This window comes from Yersinia fenwicki (assembly GCF_043099325.1).
In the GTDB taxonomy this organism is placed as follows: domain Bacteria; phylum Pseudomonadota; class Gammaproteobacteria; order Enterobacterales; family Enterobacteriaceae; genus Yersinia.
Genome location: NZ_CP170755.1, coordinates 1,993,244 through 2,007,197 on the forward strand (window position 1 = coordinate 1,993,244; position 13,954 = coordinate 2,007,197).

Below are 13,954 nucleotides of genomic sequence, written 5' to 3' on the forward strand. Positions count from 1 at the left end.
ATAATTGCAAATTCATATCTATATCGTTTGACAGATATTATTTTTATCATCATTCCCACTATGTACATAAAATCGCAGGTATCTCGATTAATGCCATGATAAAAAAGAAAAATTTTTGAGATTTTTCTTGTCATTATGCATACACGCTGGCAAAAATAATGGATCCTCCAAAAAAGTTAAGGCTTATGCAATGAAACACAACAGTTTGATACAACTAAAAACCAGATAATTTTGCGCTATTCTTAATAGTAGGAGTTATTCTTATTTTTTATTTATTACAAATACTCTATTCATCTTAGAAATGAGTGCTTTTGACACTAATTAATTAGCAAGGAAATGATATGTTTTTTATGAACAAATCTTTCTTAATTAAGTTGATGCATTCTGTCGGGGTAAAACAAGGGGCAGTTGTGGTATCCCCTAACAGCAGCGCATCCTTGGTTTGTACCATTTGTGGCAGAATGCGCACAGGTTATCAAAGCTAATCATCAGTTTATGATATAATGTATTAAATGTTTAATAATGCCACCTATGTGCATTGTGGTGCGGAGTTACTCACATCACCTTGTCCACAGCAAGCCACTACTTCAGGAAAAAAGATGAGTAATCCAGATTTCACCACTTCTGCTGACCCAGAAACGTTAGCAAATGAAGTCGCATGTTTAAAAGCGACTGTGACCCTACTGCTCAAAGCGATCGGCCAAGCCGATGCGGGGAAAGTAATTTTAAATATCGAACGTTCTATCGCAGATATTGAAGACACTGCTCAAGCTGAAGTGTTCGCCAATACCCTTGCTCAAATTAAAAGCGGCTATCGTCAATAGCCACCGGTAACAACGAGTCACACTCCTATATATTCATGCTGCCACTTAGAAAGTTTTTTCAGTTAAATTCTCTCTATTGGCAGTTTGTTTTATGATCGTTCGAGACAATGATGAGCCTGCTACTTAAAGCATCAATTGGTGCCGGAGTTGTAGTACTGATTGGGATATTAGCGAAAACACGAAACTACTATATCGCTGGTTTAATCCCTTTGTTTCCAACGTTTGCACTTATTGCTCATTATATTGTCGGTAGTGAACGTAGCATCCAGGCACTACGCATAACAATCATCTTTGGGTTATGGGCGATTATTCCATATTTTATCTATTTGATATCACTTTATTTTTTCATTGAACACTGGCGCTTACCTATTGCCCTAACTGCAGCCATAACATGTTGGATTATCGCAGCCTGGATACTTATATCGGCATGGAGTCAATGGCACAGTTAGCGATAGACCATGCCATAAAGTATGGTCTAATCAACGTAATAGCAGCAAAATAAAGGCATGAATAGCCAGCATTACTACAGAGAAAATAAGGTTTACATTATTGATAGACTTTGATCTGACCTCGTCAGAAGGCTCGTCGCTTACCTGAATTTTTCTGACTCGATAAATCCAATACCCGCCAAACACTACAAAAAACAGCGCTAATAACACCCCCAGCAGGGGATGCCCCCACACTAAATATTCACTTAGCCCTGCAATAACAAACCAAAGAATGACAAAGACCATGATTATTCACCTAATGTTTTCAGAATTCGATTTTAGCACACCCTGTAAAAACGCTTAAACTACGCCCACAAAATAGTCATTTTATTCTTAGTCCGCTCTAAAATATGTATTTCAACCGATACTGTAGTACCGAATATAACGAGGAGTGTTCTTATAGCCTCGGGCGAGCGTAAAGGAAATGCAAGGTTGGTCTGGAAAGTAAAATTTACTTTACGGCAATAAAAATGTCGAATTCTATGTCCTACTTCTTAATTGTTATAGAATCGACAGAGTGACAAATGTGATGAGATATGTTTGAGGACATAAAGCATATGGTTGCTCAGTTTACTATGGAAAATATTGTCGGACTGATTTTGGTTATCAGTTGCGTCATTGCTTTATTAATTGTATCGATGTGGGGAATGAGGCGGCATCATTCTAGGTACAGTTTCATATTACAGTTTATCAGTTTCCTGTTGTGGTCTGTCATGGTGATTGTGACGGGAAATATCATCAATAATGCGCTAGCTGATATAAAGATAAACTTTGTCACTCCCAGGACGGTTGACTTCGTCTGTATGTCAGTCATCTTGTTGATGTTAATACGTAAAATGTTTGCATTATTTGATGTGCTGGAAAAGCGGCAGGTAGCAAAAGGGAGTGATATCACTAGCGCTAAAATCATATCACGTATGCTAAAAATCACACTCGTAGTCGTGGTGGTGCTACTCTATGGCGAGCATTTGGGTATGAGTTTTTCTGGGTTGGTGACCTTTGGTGGTATTGGTGGTCTTGCCGTCGGCCTGGCAGGAAAAGATATTTTGAGTAATTTCTTTTCTGGTGTGATGCTTTATTTTGATCGTCCTTTTAATATCGGGGATTGGATACGTTTACCCGATCGCCACATTGAGGGAGTTGTTATCGAAATAGGTTGGCGACTGACAAAAATAATGACGTTCGAAAATCGCCCATTGTATGTCCCCAACTCTATGTTTACGGATGTTAGTGTTGAAAATCCGGGCCGCATGACAAACCGTAGGATTAAAACCACGATAGGGCTGCGTTATGCTGATGCCGATAAGATTGGCGCTATTGTGGATGAGATGCATAATTTCTTAGCTAACAATGATGATATCGATCAGCAACAGACCTTGTTAGTCTATTTCAATGGATTTGGTGATTCTTCTCTTAATATTATGGTTTATTGCTTTACTAAGACCAAGGTATGGGCTGAATGGTTAGCGATTCAGCAGCGCTGTTATTTGAAGTTTATCGATATAATTCATAATAATGGTGCAGACTTTGCTTTCCCCAGCCGTTCGCTTTATTTCGAAAATAGCACAGCAGAGCCATCAAAAATATCTATGCAGCCATAATTATTCTTTTATCTCTGATAGCCCGGTACTGTTGTCCGAGAACGACAACATCTGTTTATGTTGATTCCGCCAAACTAATGCTATCACCCAATTCAAGGCTACCTTTATGGTGGCCTTTTTCGTTTTAACCCTTAGACATCCAGTCAATACCTCATCTATTATGGCTATTCAGGTAGAGCAAATCTAATAATTGCAGATAATCAGAACATTGAGAGCAGTAATGCAACTGGGAGACTCAAGGGCCAAGTTATAGCAATAAGTAGGGATGATAATCCTCTTACCACCAAGCTCTGATCGCGCGTTAATGGGAATATGATGAAAATAGCGACAATAACGCCAATCAGGTAAATATAAAGCAACATAAGTCCGGTATTCACGGTGTAACTTTCCTTTTTCCATGTTATCGGCCCATTATCGCCGAAAGAGCCTGTCTTTCCACAAGATAATTCAAATCAGGGCCTTTAGTATGTCGTTATGTTGCTGCAACGCATCCTGAACTTATAGCATCTGTGACCTCAGTTAATGGGGTTAACCACGGGGCGGAAATTGCCGATTTAGTTCGTTTAGCGCTGATGCCTGATAGTCTTCCGGAACATATTGTTAATACTATCATGTCTGCATTTGGTGTATTTGTTTCTCTATTAAGTGATAAGCCATTCCTGCCTCAGGATTTTATGGAGCCAATTGATGCACTCACGATCGAGAATGTGGTTAAGTTTAATACCCAATATCCTCAAGGGTTACCTGAAATCTGGGGAGGTGAGGGGAAAGTTATCCGTTCGGATTATCGTTAGACCATGTGGATGCGATTAATCCGAACGCGGGTATGGTCAGTAGTGGCATAGACACGGTTCAACTATCTGTAAACCAAGTTGAACTGTTAAAATCAAAAGATCTTTAAATAATATCCCCTCTTCCAACCAGATAAGAGGGAGATGAATAATGCGATAAATAAAAATAATCATCAGATAATTAATACATTAATTAAGATTAGTGAAATATATTGATACTCCAAATACAATAAATAATATTTGTATTTTTTGTGGGGAAGTCTATTTTTTAGCGTTTTTTTTAATATTTTCTTTAATATTCATGGATAAAATAAAAATTAAATTTCATGTGTAAAAATACAAAATGATAACGATTGAAAATAATTTCACCAGAAGAGGAAATATAGACTAATATTTTATTAACGTAAGCGGGAAGGGTATCTTCAACGCGAAGAAGCATTTGCATACAGTGATATACATAGAATCTGGGACAGGCCCCAAAATAGTCTAACTATTTGATCTTTCAATTTTGAGAGTTAACAGTCTCATCTTAAAATTTAGCTACTATATAGCGAGTATGCTCCCACGGAGCTGCGGAGGCCTTATGAAAAAGGTGATTTTTTTCCTTGTGTTAATGATGTATTCATTTTTTACCTTTAGCCAGGATGTGGGGGGGGATTTTTCTAATGATATATCGTCAGCGCCGCTAATTATTGCGGTAGTCCATAAGTTTTGTGATGTAGCATCTCCATCAATTGGTGAAGAACATCCTGACTATTGGTGCTGTGAGGTTTGTTGCAACCCAGCTTGTGACGGCTGTAATTAGACATAAAAATCATTATTAAGCTTGTATTGAGAAAATACAGTGCATCAGGGGCCTGTCCCAGATTCTTTGGTGCGCAAAGCGATGTTATTTTCGCCACAATTTCTCACGTTTTATCTTTCTCCCTACAATTACTCAGCAATACAGAGTTCATTGGACTTCGCGCTGGCAGCAGGGTGTTCACTTCAAGGCGAGATTTTAATCAGTCATGTCGCCAGAGTTGTATTATTTCTGATAGTTAAATATATAATGAGAGTCACTGTTCAGTGGACAAAACACCGATCCCAGATCTCTATTAAGCAGTCTTACAGAATTCACAAGCTAACGTGTTATAGTGCAATTTTTACGGAAAATTATGCTGACCAACTCATCCATACGCCTTAACAAATACATTAGCGAAAGCGGAATATGCTCGCGTCGCGATGCAGACCGTTACATAGAACAGGGAAATGTTTTTATTAACGGCAAGCGGGCCACGGTGGGTGAGCAGGTGTATGCCGGGGATGTAGTGAAAGTTAACGGGCAACTTATCGAACCACGCGATCAAAATGATCTGGTGCTGATTGCGCTAAATAAGCCAGTTGGCATCATCTGCACCACGGAAGAGGGTGAAGGCGATAATATCGTTGATTTTGTCAACCATAGTAAACGCGTTTTTCCGATCGGCCGCTTAGATAAAGATTCGCAAGGGCTAATTTTCCTGACCAATCACGGCGATTTAGTTAATAAAATCCTGCGTGCCGGCAATGATCACGAAAAAGAATATGTGGTAACGGTAAATAAGCCGGTGACTGATGAGTTTATTCTCGGTTTGGGGGCTGGTGTACCCATGCTAGGTACCGTGACCAAAAAGTGTAAAGTGAAGAAAGAGGCCCCCTTTGTATTTAGTATCACTTTGGTACAAGGGCTTAATCGTCAGATTCGTCGTATGTGCAAGTACTTTGGCTATGAAGTCACCAAGCTTGAACGCACACGGATTATGAATATTAACTTAAAAGGCCTGCCACAAGGTGAGTGGCGAGATTTACTTGATGATGAACTGATGACATTATTTAAGCTGATTGAACATTCATCATCTGATGAAAAACCGGTAAAAAAAACACAGACTAGGAGTACCACTGCTAAAAAAACGGTGATTAGCAGTCCTAAAAAGGTAGAAAAAGTTGATGGTAATTCCGCTTCCCGTAAACGTTTTGCGCAGCCAGGGCGTAAGAAGAAAGGGCGGTAATTTTCATCTTTTCTCAAATGGATAGTGAGATTGCTAATTTGCAAACCCGCATGATTAGTGGACTTACCGCTCTTCTTATTACAGGAGAGCGGTAAAATAGCTATCCATTGGCGGTCTATTGGGGATCGTTAATGCTTAATCAGATAAAGTGCAACTGGTCCGTCAACTAATCCTCACAGTATCAAGCCTAAAGTTGCTGAAATTTGGTGAATAAGCAAGAACGCCAACGCGACCAATAGGCCAACTGCTATAGGCTCAGGGATAGTATATTTTTGTAATAAAGGGATATTTAACGCATTACCTTTCTGGTCATAGAGCCACACTTGCCGCGACGAGCGTGCCATAAGTATCGAATTGGAACATATTGGAATCATATAATATGTAAAAGTAACACTCTGTTATTCTTGGTGTTCCTTGCGCATATTTGTAGGCCATCTACAGGATAATTGATTGTATAGCTCCAAGCAAAAGTGGGAGTTTATGCATATTATTATGATATATATTCGATATGTAATGGTATAATCATGATCTAATACCCAATACTAGTATTGTTATTTAATTAAAGCGTAGTCCGACTCTCTATTTCAAGACTTTCACTGTAATAAATTTCTTATGTAATATATTGTTTATACTATAAATAATGAAACGTGCCTTCGGCCAATAAGAAGAGCTTTTAGATTGTGATTGCCACAATATTTACGTTACTTTTAGCGGGATATTGTGTGAAGACGCCGATATCGGAGGGATAATCCGTGCTATAGGCTGGTTTATTCTGGTGGTGAGAGTTAATGCTGTGCAGAAAACCTTTACAGATGTCATTCATGCTCCTCGCTATCGGAATTACGGTAAACCTCACCACAAATTAAGACCACATCAGGCCTTCTTTGGTGAATGCGAACCGCTACTGCCATGCATTCATGGCGTGTGGCATAGACATCGTCAGTTACGGGCAGAGCCTCGCAGGCATCCATTCCGCAGGTGCTAACCAGTAAAACAAATCCTATGAGCATATATTCTCCTTATTTATAGGATTTATATGAGTATAGCCTGTTTGCTGGAGCGGGAGAACACTGGTTTTTTATCAAAGTAATAGGTGCTTTCTGGGGGGGGGGCAGATATTAGCCAAACATGTAATAGTACCGCCCAACACAGCAAGAAATATTTCTGTGCTCATTCCATCGACTTATTTAAACGTATCAGTTTACTTTGGATTGACGGGTTTGGCATTATATCGACATGCATTGTTTTTTTAGGATGAGTGATGAAACAGTTCCCATTTGATAAACGTTACGAGATTGAGGATGCCAGCGGCATTGTTGAGTACTATATTGATGGTGATGAATATATTCGTGGTCAGGATGGGGTTCCTGGTTATCGAATTAATGGTTATGAAGTGTTCGAATATAATGCTAAAGCCAAACTCGCCGGGTTCCTTGAGGGAAAACATATAACAACTCCGGATGCGGATATTTTGCTGACGATTTTGGATGATACACCCGCTGATGAGTGACAGTTTGTAGTTTGATTTTCGGCTGTTGTAGCCGCGATATAGCAGTTATGCGCAGCTTCTTAATCAGAATATATGGAGTTTTAGCGCGAATAATTTTTTTAGCAGGTGCTTTTCAGCCGGCCTCAAACCGATTAACGTAATCTTTTAGTGATAGTTAGCCGGAGTCTCAATGAGTCAGCAAAACATTACGCTGTACAGCGACGCGGATTTTTTCAGCCCTTATGTCATGTCTGCCTTTGTATCATTAGCAGAAAAAGCGCTTCCTTTTACTCTCAGCCCCATTGACCTGTCTACTGGCGAGAATTTACGCGAAGCATTTGGCACACTATCGGTAACACGACGGGTGCCAACTTTGGTCATCGGCGATTTTCAATTATCGGAATCTTCAGCTATTTCCGAGTATTTAGAAGAGCGTTTTCCTTCGCCTGAATATACGCGAATCTTCCCACAAGACAAACAAGAGCGAGCCAGAGCGCGTGAAATGCAAGCCTGGTTACGCAGTGACTTTATGCCAATTAGGGTTGAGCGTCCTACTGAAGTTATCTTCGCCGGAGTGAAAATGCCACCATTGTCTGATAGTGGCCTGCATGCAGCCAACAAGCTCGTTTCAGGGGTGGAGCGTTTACTTTCAGGTGGTCGAAAGTATTTATTCAGCGAATGGTGTATTGCTGATACTGACCTTGCGTTGATGCTTAATCGATTAATGCTTAATGGCGACCCTCTGCCAGAATACTTGCGTAAGTATGCAAGTTATCAATGGCAGCGGCCTTCTGTGCAGCAGTGGCGTGCATTGTCGCAAAAATAGAGCCGGTTATGACTCTTAAAGCACAAGGATACAGAAAGTGTGTAAAAAGATTGGCGCAAAATGAAGAGCGTGATTGAAGTTGAAACAACGCGGCTACGGCTACGGCAATGGATACCTTCAGACAAAGCTCCTTTTGCAGCACTTAATGCCGATAAGCGGGTGATGGAGTATTTCCCAGCGCTCTTGACTCGTGAGGAAAGTGATGCAATGGCTGATCGTTGTCAGCGATTGATTGAACAGCATGGTTGGGGGTTGTGGGCCGTTGAGCTTAAAGCCACTGAGCAATTTGTGGGGGCTTTGGGGTTGCATATTCCCGCCGCCAAACTCCCTTTTTCACCCTGCATCGAAATAGGTTGGCGCTTTGCTTATCCATTCTGGGGGCAAGGGTTAGCAACAGAGGCTGCTTTGGCGGCTTTGCAGATAGGTTTCGAGAGATTGAAGTTGGCTAAAATTGTTTCATTCACTGCATTAATTAATCTGCGCTCACAAGCTGTGATGGAGCGAATAGGCATGGTGCGAGCAGCGAAGAGTTTTCCCCATCCAAATGTCAGCCCTGACAGCCCGCTTAGCGAACATTGCTGGTATTACATGTCATCCCAACAATGGCAGAGCAGATAGTCCGTTTTTAGCTGATGATTAATGGTGTTGGAATTTTCGATTCAGTAAGGCTGTACGACGATAGCTACATCAAATTAAGCAGAGGCAGTGAGCCATCAACAACCGCAGCAGTGATATAGATAATGAAAAGTGAATAGAGAAAGAAGTTGCTGATCATTTGACACCTCGGGTTACCTACACGGGTAAAACTTTTTGTCATGTCAAAGCAATTACAATATAGCATGCAAATTGAATAAAAAGCGTACAGAGAATGAATAACTCATGAATTTATTGTTGCCAACCTGTGATGCAGGTGGCTTTTTTATCAACATAGCGGTTTATGGGGCGGATTTTCTAGCGTTTTAGAAGATGTAAAGTGATATAAGCCAGCGAGATAACACGAGAAATGAAATTTATTGAATCTGTTGTTTTATCAATGGGTTAGCTTCGATTGAAAACAATTTAAGCAGCATACGAGCAGAGAGGGTGCAATTGTGCTACACTATGCGACCGATAATCAAGGATAAAACATGAAAAAAGTCTCAATCATTGCTCAGTGCTTAATAAACGCTAAGAGTTTCAGTGAGATGTCCGAAGCTGAATCCTCGATAAAAAAGACTTTCAACGAAAGTTATGCCGATCATTCATTTGATGAATGGAATACTGATGTTTCTACGTTGAGTGCGAACCGTATTATTAGCCTGGTTGCTGGTGCTTCCAAGGTTCGGGTCAGAGGATTGATCCAAGAATTATGGAATCACTGATCTCCAACCAAGGGTTTCCAATAACCAGCCTACCACTTCACTACGCCAAGCATGCCAGCCATGCTGCGTGGTGAATGTTCCTCCCCGTACCTTTCCATTTTCTGCTTGTTTCTTTCCATTGTCTCCTGCAAAACCGGTTCTTTACACTGAGTGAAATTTGACCCGGAAAAGATAATCTGAGTAACGCTAACCACCCCACGGTTTAGTGGCGTCGGTTATCGTAATCTAATGAGGTTGTACAACTGAGAGGCGGGAATATGTCATTTCTTGATAGCATCAGAAAACTGGTTAGCAGCGTCAAAGTGAAAATAAAGTGCCCAGATTGTGGTGCGACGTCAGAGCAAAGCACGGAAAAAGTGCATAAAAATACGGCGTTAGTCTGCCCTAAGTGCGGTTGCTTATTTTTACCTAAAGATAAACATTAGCGGCGGGTGACATTAACCAAAGATCATTGATGCCCACCGCAACAGCATTAATGCGCCGCAGATGCAAAGTAACACCACAAACATCTTCCAGTGTTTTGTATGCAAGCGTTTGGTTCCCATAGGCCTTTATTTTTACCTCGATAGATTTATTTGGCTTGAAGTTATTTTGCAGGATTTATATGTCCATCGCTACTTAGGTATAGTAGCGAAAATTTATGTTGATGCGAGAGCGAGTTCGTGGCGTTGAGGTATAATATGCGCTGCATCAATAATATTACGATTAGGAATAATGAAACTATGGCTGCAATTCCACAAAAATATGAAAATACCGAACGCTGGGCTTTTGGTGATACTGAACAAGTCGCAGATGATTTATTGGCACTGGTTCTCAATGGCACTAAAACAGCAACTTGTGCGGCATTAGACGAGGAAGGTGTCCCGCAGGCGGGTGATGTATTTGTTGTAGTCAATGGTCGCAATGAGCCGGTATGCGCAGTTGAGCTGACGGATGTTGAGTTGAAAACCTTTGATCAGGTTGATGAAGCGCACGCATTGGCTGAAGGTGAGGGTGATCGCACATTAGCTTACTGGCGTAAAACGCAACAACGTTTTTTTGAGGAATACGAACTTTTTTCCCCAGATATGATGCTGATTTGTATGCAATTCAAAGTGCTGGAAATATTTTAATAGCCAATTCGTCCAGCAAGAAAACGGATTCGTTTTTTGTTCAGTTGGTTTTATCGAATATGAAAGAAGAAACCGCCACTCATAAATTTTAGCTATGGGTGACGGATCTTTGAACCATCAAGTCACCCTCATTACCCAGGCATCTTGATGTCGGTCATAGTGTTTTTTGTAGAGCAGCTTATCTTGGCCATCTAATGTTGCGGGAATACTGGTACTTTCATCCCACCCATCTAGCTGCATACACAATTCAGGATCCGATTTACACGGGATACTGACCGTGTTTTCACCTTTACCTATTGGTGCGGACAGCACTGCATCGTCAACTTCGAAATCTCTGATTTTTACCACAGTATTTCCCATAAAGACTCCTTCCTAACCTGATGGTATGAGGTGTGACCAGACTGGCCGCTTTATTGAGAATAGCCGAGCTTAAAAAAAGTGCCAGAAGTTGTCGCAAAATAATGCAGCGCGCCTAGCCAGGAAGTTCGGCTAAATTAAACTGATTACGCCCATTCTTTTTAGAATAATAAAGCGCCTGGTCAGCAGCGAGCATTAAATCAGACTGATCAGTAATGCTGCTGTGCAGATGGGATTGATAGACAGTGACACCCAGGCTGATGGTGACTTTACGAAACTTACTTTCACTATGCTTGATACCCATCGCGCGGATAGATTGCAAAATGTGCTCAGCAACCAGACTGGCCCCTTTTTGATCTGTATCCGGCAAGATAGCTGCAAATTCCTCGCCGCCATAACGAGCTACAATATCGGTACTGCGTTTCAATGACTTACGCAATGCTCTGGCGACCAGTCGCAGACATGCATCACCAGAGATATGGCCGTAACAATCATTGAAATTCTTAAAGTAGTCGATATCAATCATTAAAACTGCCAATGGTGAAGCTGAGCGCCTGGCTCGCATAAATTCATGGGCGAGCACTTTCTTGAACTCTCGACGATTAGGTAATTTAGTCAATGAGTCGGTTCTGGCTTGAATTTCTAGACGCCGATTAGCCTTAATCAGTTTAAGTTCCAGAAGCTTACGTTCGTGGATATCTTCGGCTGTTCCGTACCAGCACTCCACATTGCCGTGGTCATCTACACTGGGTACGGCGCGAATACGCATCCAGTTCCAACCTTTTTCCACATGGCAAAAACGTATTTCAACATCAAGTGGGTCATGTGTTTGGAGCGAATGTTCCCAACTTATTAATGTGGGATGACGGTCATCAGCATGAATGGTTCGTAACCATCTGTCTGCCAACGCTTCTTCGCGGGTGAGTCCAGTGATTTTCTCAAAACGGGAGCTGACATTGGTGATCATGCCGTCTGGGGAAGCCGTCCAGGGGACCTGTGGGTTCAGTTCTACCATATTGCGATAATGTTGCTTACTACTACGCAACTTCTCTTCCATCTTTTTCAATGCAGAGATATCAATCATGGCGACAGACAGGCCGCTAACCTGACCACTAGGATATCTGGCGGCATTGATGCGCATGAAAAATACCCGTTGCTTATCCGGCATCTGAAATTCGGCATCAGGAATGCTCTCGTTACAATAGGCTTTTAGCAGGGCGCTTTGCAGTATGGGGATGATCCCAGGCAAGAAATCTGCGACTTTATGACCATTCACTTCAACTGTTTTTTTACCTAATAATTCTGCCAGATAGTCATTTACCGTCAGGTAGTACAAAGCTGTATCAATAAAGCACAGGCCGGCAGGAGCACTGGAATAAATGGATTCTAGCTCGAAGAGGCGTTGACTGGCGTTGTATGGTAAGTTGCTAAGATTACGGTCTATGCCGCGATAACCTTTGAATTCACCCTTGTCGTCAAAAAGCGGAATTCCACTACTTTCTATCAAGATTTCGCTGCCATCTGCGCGGATATTACGATTTTGTAATCCTGCGAAAGGAATGCGCTCAGCTGTAATTTCGGCGAATAGCTTTGCTACCCGATTAGCTTCATCTTTGGGCATAAAATCAAATGGGGTTTTGCCGATCACTTCATGGGGAAGGCGGCCTAGCAGCTCGATAGATTTTGCAGATGAAAACGTATAACGGCCGGCAACATCAACTTCCCAGATCCAGTCTGAATTATTTTCGATGATATCCCGTAAGCTGTTCATTTCTTTTAACAGAGCAATGTCAGCTGATTTTTCCCGATTATCATAATCAGTCATGATGTCCACTCCTGTTTAATCGCGGCTTTCCTTAGATAGAAGTCTGTCGGCTATTATTTAAGCCCGCAGATTGTATAACAGGGACAGATTTAGTACAGCTCAATCGGAATATTCTTATCTACAAATTATTTTATTATGATTATCACACTGAGAAATAAAAGAAAACTGACAATTGTCTATTTGAGGATATTGAAAAATGGGCCACCCAAATAAAATTAACACTTAATATACCAGAACCAGGCTAACATTATCCCGATAGTCGCCCGGCGTTCTTTGATTCTGATTAGGGTTAATCACAGCGTGAAAAGGAACAAGCTGCGCGGAGCCAGTACCTGCGCCGGGTTGCATTGAGCTTGCATCCCACAGTGTGGTACCGGAGGCGCCCTGATACAACTGATATTGTAAATAGTCAGTGGCGGTTGATGAACTCAATTTCATTTGTCGCCAATTCGTCACTGGGTTATCCCCCGGTGTGACATAAGTATTAAAGGTAGAACCTTTGGTACAGGTGAGGGTGATATTTTGGCTAATTGGGTTGAATTGTCCGACTAATGCAAAACTGCCGAAATTGACATCTGGGGCGCTATTAATGGCGCAATCCTTACTAACCACCAAAGTGACAGTCACTGACGAAATATCTGTGCCGATACCGCTGCCACTCCAATATCCTCCTACGCATGCGCCTAACGCAGCGACTTTGCATATATTGTAAGTCCAAGCCAGATTGATGACATCAGTATAAGTACCAGCACTGATATTGACGTTAATTGCACCATTGTTCCCGGTACGAATATATAGCGGTAGATTGGCCGTTATCCCGGCCAGGCCTACGACCAGTAGATTAGCGTTGCTGTAGTCCAGTACACTATTTATGCCCAGTGTGGGGCTAAAAGAACCATTGCGGTAAATAGCGTAAGGAATCAGGTCACCAGCCGCGTTCTTTAGATTAAGATTATTTGTCGTGCTGGCTATTTTGGCTGACAAAGAATAGGAAGACAATAAACTGACGCCGACACCAAGACACGACATCGGCGTATTGCCCTGAGTATTAACGACGGAGCTACCAGCGGCCACCGATGAGCCTGGCGGTAGGGTGACTGCGCCAGGCGAAAAGGTGCAGGAATCAGCTCGCGCGGGAGGAGTAATAAGCCCTATCAGTAATATCAGCAAAGTAATAATACCCAAGTGGCTAGCTACAGAGCTGCTTATAATGTTTTTTGGGGGCATATCTTCTCCCTTATTTCCGCTAT

Annotated in this window: 18 protein-coding genes and 1 pseudogene; 12 read left to right on the forward strand and 7 right to left on the reverse strand. The window is 41.7% G+C overall.

The window, feature by feature from the left end; all coding sequences use genetic code 11:
* Positions 1-599 precede the first annotated feature (599 nt).
* The gene (locus tag ACF3VQ_RS09080; protein ID WP_038633636.1) at positions 600-824 is read left to right on the forward strand and encodes a DUF2594 family protein; all 225 of its coding nucleotides are present in this window, start codon (positions 600-602) and stop codon (positions 822-824) included.
* Between the two features lie 110 nt (positions 825-934).
* Positions 935-1,273: a GlpM family protein gene (locus ACF3VQ_RS09085; RefSeq protein ID WP_392435504.1), complete on the forward strand. Its 339-nt coding sequence runs from the start codon at positions 935-937 to the stop codon at positions 1,271-1,273.
* 30 nt (positions 1,274-1,303) lie between these two features.
* On the opposite strand, the gene ACF3VQ_RS09090 is transcribed toward ACF3VQ_RS09085, so the two are convergent.
* Positions 1,304-1,558 (reverse strand): hypothetical protein, encoded by a 255-nt coding sequence (locus ACF3VQ_RS09090; protein WP_392434863.1) that lies wholly within the window; start codon positions 1,556-1,558, stop codon positions 1,304-1,306.
* Between the two features lie 311 nt (positions 1,559-1,869).
* Between ACF3VQ_RS09090 and ACF3VQ_RS09095 the strand changes: the two genes are divergently transcribed.
* Positions 1,870-2,913 (forward strand): mechanosensitive ion channel family protein, encoded by a 1,044-nt coding sequence (locus ACF3VQ_RS09095; RefSeq protein ID WP_392434865.1) that lies wholly within the window; start codon positions 1,870-1,872, stop codon positions 2,911-2,913.
* Positions 2,914-3,113: 200 nt separating this feature from the next.
* Here ACF3VQ_RS09095 and ACF3VQ_RS09100 read toward each other — a convergent pair whose 3' ends face one another.
* Positions 3,114-3,275: a GhoT/OrtT family toxin gene (locus ACF3VQ_RS09100; protein WP_392435506.1), complete on the reverse strand. Its 162-nt coding sequence runs from the start codon at positions 3,273-3,275 to the stop codon at positions 3,114-3,116.
* A 93-nt stretch (positions 3,276-3,368) separates the two neighbouring features.
* On the opposite strand from ACF3VQ_RS09100, the pseudogene ACF3VQ_RS09105 reads away from it, so the two are divergent.
* The 3 genes and pseudogenes from ACF3VQ_RS09105 to rluF all read left to right on the forward strand — a co-directional run.
* A pseudogene (locus ACF3VQ_RS09105) lies at positions 3,369-3,814 on the forward strand (triacylglycerol lipase); the annotation flags it as partial.
* A gap of 473 nt (positions 3,815-4,287) precedes the next feature.
* Positions 4,288-4,509, forward strand: coding sequence for an ST-I family heat-stable enterotoxin (locus tag ACF3VQ_RS09110; protein ID WP_392434867.1), 222 nt, complete (start codon positions 4,288-4,290; stop codon positions 4,507-4,509).
* Positions 4,510-4,861: 352 nt separating this feature from the next.
* Positions 4,862-5,734: a 23S rRNA pseudouridine(2604) synthase RluF gene (gene rluF, locus ACF3VQ_RS09115; RefSeq protein WP_392434869.1), complete on the forward strand. Its 873-nt coding sequence runs from the start codon at positions 4,862-4,864 to the stop codon at positions 5,732-5,734.
* Positions 5,735-6,549: 815 nt separating this feature from the next.
* Here the strand turns inward: rluF and ACF3VQ_RS09120 are convergent.
* Positions 6,550-6,744, reverse strand: a complete 195-nt coding sequence (locus tag ACF3VQ_RS09120; protein WP_392434871.1) for a hypothetical protein — start codon at positions 6,742-6,744, stop codon at positions 6,550-6,552.
* A gap of 251 nt (positions 6,745-6,995) precedes the next feature.
* On the opposite strand from ACF3VQ_RS09120, the gene ACF3VQ_RS09125 reads away from it, so the two are divergent.
* From ACF3VQ_RS09125 to ACF3VQ_RS09145, 5 genes are all read left to right on the forward strand, one after another.
* Positions 6,996-7,244, forward strand: coding sequence for a hypothetical protein (locus ACF3VQ_RS09125; protein WP_392434873.1), 249 nt, complete (start codon positions 6,996-6,998; stop codon positions 7,242-7,244).
* A 169-nt stretch (positions 7,245-7,413) separates the two neighbouring features.
* The gene (gene yfcF, locus ACF3VQ_RS09130; RefSeq protein ID WP_392434874.1) at positions 7,414-8,049 is read left to right on the forward strand and encodes a glutathione transferase; all 636 of its coding nucleotides are present in this window, start codon (positions 7,414-7,416) and stop codon (positions 8,047-8,049) included.
* Positions 8,050-8,109: 60 nt separating this feature from the next.
* Positions 8,110-8,667 carry a GNAT family N-acetyltransferase gene (locus ACF3VQ_RS09135; protein WP_392434875.1) on the forward strand — a complete coding sequence of 186 codons (558 nt, stop codon included), beginning with the start codon at positions 8,110-8,112 and terminating at the stop codon, positions 8,665-8,667.
* Between the two features lie 509 nt (positions 8,668-9,176).
* Entirely contained in the window at positions 9,177-9,410 is a 234-nt protein-coding gene (locus ACF3VQ_RS09140) for a hypothetical protein (RefSeq protein ID WP_019079249.1), read from the forward strand.
* A 257-nt stretch (positions 9,411-9,667) separates the two neighbouring features.
* Positions 9,668-9,835: a YnfU family zinc-binding protein gene (locus tag ACF3VQ_RS09145; RefSeq protein WP_392434876.1), complete on the forward strand. Its 168-nt coding sequence runs from the start codon at positions 9,668-9,670 to the stop codon at positions 9,833-9,835.
* Positions 9,836-9,847: 12 nt separating this feature from the next.
* Here ACF3VQ_RS09145 and yniD read toward each other — a convergent pair whose 3' ends face one another.
* The gene (gene yniD, locus ACF3VQ_RS09150; protein WP_085903066.1) at positions 9,848-9,955 is read right to left on the reverse strand and encodes a small membrane protein YniD; all 108 of its coding nucleotides are present in this window, start codon (positions 9,953-9,955) and stop codon (positions 9,848-9,850) included.
* 177 nt (positions 9,956-10,132) lie between these two features.
* Here yniD and ACF3VQ_RS09155 point away from each other — a divergent pair, with 177 nt between their 5' ends.
* Positions 10,133-10,522 (forward strand): ASCH domain-containing protein, encoded by a 390-nt coding sequence (locus ACF3VQ_RS09155; RefSeq protein ID WP_392434878.1) that lies wholly within the window; start codon positions 10,133-10,135, stop codon positions 10,520-10,522.
* Between the two features lie 117 nt (positions 10,523-10,639).
* On the opposite strand, the gene ACF3VQ_RS09160 is transcribed toward ACF3VQ_RS09155, so the two are convergent.
* The 3 genes from ACF3VQ_RS09160 to ACF3VQ_RS09170 all read right to left on the reverse strand — a co-directional run bounded on the left by ACF3VQ_RS09160 (position 10,640) and on the right by ACF3VQ_RS09170 (position 13,931).
* Entirely contained in the window at positions 10,640-10,882 is a 243-nt protein-coding gene (locus ACF3VQ_RS09160) for a DUF1480 family protein (protein ID WP_392434880.1), read from the reverse strand.
* Positions 10,883-10,994: 112 nt separating this feature from the next.
* Positions 10,995-12,704, reverse strand: a complete 1,710-nt coding sequence (locus ACF3VQ_RS09165; RefSeq protein ID WP_392434882.1) for a diguanylate cyclase — start codon at positions 12,702-12,704, stop codon at positions 10,995-10,997.
* 222 nt (positions 12,705-12,926) lie between these two features.
* Entirely contained in the window at positions 12,927-13,931 is a 1,005-nt protein-coding gene (locus tag ACF3VQ_RS09170) for a spore coat U domain-containing protein (RefSeq protein WP_392434884.1), read from the reverse strand.
* Between the last annotated feature and the right edge of the window lie 23 nt (positions 13,932-13,954).

Excerpts from the sequence above, each read along its gene's own strand:
- ACF3VQ_RS09095 (WP_392434865.1), top strand. The coding sequence starts at position 1,870 with ATGGTTGCTCAGTTTACTATGGAAAATATTGTCGGACTGATTTTGGTT.
- ACF3VQ_RS09085 (WP_392435504.1), top strand. The coding sequence starts at position 935 with ATGAGCCTGCTACTTAAAGCATCAATTGGTGCCGGAGTTGTAGTACTG.
- ACF3VQ_RS09155 (WP_392434878.1), top strand. The coding sequence starts at position 10,133 with ATGGCTGCAATTCCACAAAAATATGAAAATACCGAACGCTGGGCTTTT.
- ACF3VQ_RS09090 (WP_392434863.1), bottom strand. The coding sequence starts at position 1,558 with ATGGTCTTTGTCATTCTTTGGTTTGTTATTGCAGGGCTAAGTGAATAT.
- yniD (WP_085903066.1), bottom strand. The coding sequence starts at position 9,955 with ATGGGAACCAAACGCTTGCATACAAAACACTGGAAGATGTTTGTGGTG.
- ACF3VQ_RS09160 (WP_392434880.1), bottom strand. The coding sequence starts at position 10,882 with ATGGGAAATACTGTGGTAAAAATCAGAGATTTCGAAGTTGACGATGCA.
- ACF3VQ_RS09100 (WP_392435506.1), bottom strand. The coding sequence starts at position 3,275 with ATGTTGCTTTATATTTACCTGATTGGCGTTATTGTCGCTATTTTCATC.
- ACF3VQ_RS09080 (WP_038633636.1), top strand. The coding sequence starts at position 600 with ATGAGTAATCCAGATTTCACCACTTCTGCTGACCCAGAAACGTTAGCA.
- yfcF (WP_392434874.1), top strand. The coding sequence starts at position 7,414 with ATGAGTCAGCAAAACATTACGCTGTACAGCGACGCGGATTTTTTCAGC.
- ACF3VQ_RS09165 (WP_392434882.1), bottom strand. The coding sequence starts at position 12,704 with ATGACTGATTATGATAATCGGGAAAAATCAGCTGACATTGCTCTGTTA.
- ACF3VQ_RS09120 (WP_392434871.1), bottom strand. The coding sequence starts at position 6,744 with ATGCTCATAGGATTTGTTTTACTGGTTAGCACCTGCGGAATGGATGCC.
- ACF3VQ_RS09140 (WP_019079249.1), top strand. The coding sequence starts at position 9,177 with ATGAAAAAAGTCTCAATCATTGCTCAGTGCTTAATAAACGCTAAGAGT.
- ACF3VQ_RS09135 (WP_392434875.1), top strand. The coding sequence starts at position 8,110 with ATGAAGAGCGTGATTGAAGTTGAAACAACGCGGCTACGGCTACGGCAA.
- rluF (WP_392434869.1), top strand. The coding sequence starts at position 4,862 with ATGCTGACCAACTCATCCATACGCCTTAACAAATACATTAGCGAAAGC.
- ACF3VQ_RS09125 (WP_392434873.1), top strand. The coding sequence starts at position 6,996 with ATGAAACAGTTCCCATTTGATAAACGTTACGAGATTGAGGATGCCAGC.
- ACF3VQ_RS09110 (WP_392434867.1), top strand. The coding sequence starts at position 4,288 with ATGAAAAAGGTGATTTTTTTCCTTGTGTTAATGATGTATTCATTTTTT.
- ACF3VQ_RS09145 (WP_392434876.1), top strand. The coding sequence starts at position 9,668 with ATGTCATTTCTTGATAGCATCAGAAAACTGGTTAGCAGCGTCAAAGTG.
- ACF3VQ_RS09170 (WP_392434884.1), bottom strand. The coding sequence starts at position 13,931 with ATGCCCCCAAAAAACATTATAAGCAGCTCTGTAGCTAGCCACTTGGGT.